Here is a 1,178-nt window from a genome sequence, read left to right on the forward strand (position 1 = left end):
CGCTGATCCCGCTCGCGCATGTAGTCCTTGATGATCGTGTAGCCGCCGGTGAAGCCGCGCTCGTCACGTAAACGGTCGAACACCCGCTTGGCCGTATGGCGCTGCTTGCGCGGTACTTTCAGGTCTTCCTCCAGCCAGTGCTCGATGGTCGAGACAAACGCATCCAGCTTCGGCCGCCGGATCGGCAACTGACGCTGATACCCAGGCGGTGTCGAATACGACACCATCTTGGAAACGCTGTCGCGGGATATGTTGAAATGCTTTGCAGCCTGACGCCGGCTCATCCCTTCCGAAACAGCCAGTCGAACTTTGAGATACAATTCCACGGTGTAGATCCCCTTGTCCCTCCTGCGTTCAATGCAGAAGGAAGATAGGTGGCCGGATTTTACTCCGCCCCTACGACGTGATTATCACGCCGTTACCGTGGCCGACTTTTGCACCGCCGCTCTCAAACGATCGAGCGCATCATTGCAGACGAGCCTAAATCATAAACCACGCGGCCCTCACCGGATGGATACGAATTTAGCCCACACGGCTCTTCATGATATCGAACGGCAACACGTTGATGGATTGAAGTTGGTCTGCCGCGTCGGGTCGGCCAAGATAGTACCCTTGTAGCTGATGAATGCCGTACTGCTGCATTAGACGCTGATGCTCGATGGTTTCTACCCCTTCGACAACAACGCGGATTCCGCGGTTGCGAAGCAGGCCGATGATATCCACCATCATCCGTCTTCCTCGCTCCGTATTGCAGTCGTGTAGAAAGGACCGGTCAATCTTAACGGTATCGAATTCTATCAGACGCAGCCATGACAGTCCGGCAAAACCCGTACCAAAGTCGTCCAACCAGACCTGGACGCCTAACTTTCTCAAATCGGTGATGCAAAGAACTACATCTTGGTCCAGCTCCAGCTCTATTCCTTCCGTAATTTCGAGAGCGAGCCTGGCTCCTGCTAAGCCAAAATCTGCGAGGGTTGAAGGAAGTCCGGCGACTTGAGTTCAATTGGCGACACATTGACACTTGCGACCTCCACCTTATTCTCTGCCAGAAGGTCGCTGCAGACGGTTCGTATCGCCCAACGCCCGAGCTCGATTATTGCCCCAGATCGTTCGGCGACGGGGATAAAAGCAACAGGTGCGATCGATGTGCCATCAGGCCGACGCAGGCGCATCAGAGC

The 1,178-nt window shown here is 55.2% G+C and carries 2 pseudogenes; both read right to left on the minus strand.

What is annotated here, in order from left to right:
* Nucleotides 1–326 (minus strand): annotated as a pseudogene (locus VH564_RS25480) (IS21 family transposase); the annotation flags it as partial.
* 196 nt (nt 327–522) lie between these two features.
* Nucleotides 523–1,178, minus strand: a pseudogene (locus VH564_RS25485) (EAL domain-containing protein); the annotation flags it as partial.

This window comes from Rhizobium sp. HT1-10 (assembly GCF_049472505.1).
Lineage (GTDB): Bacteria > Pseudomonadota > Alphaproteobacteria > Rhizobiales > Rhizobiaceae > Rhizobium.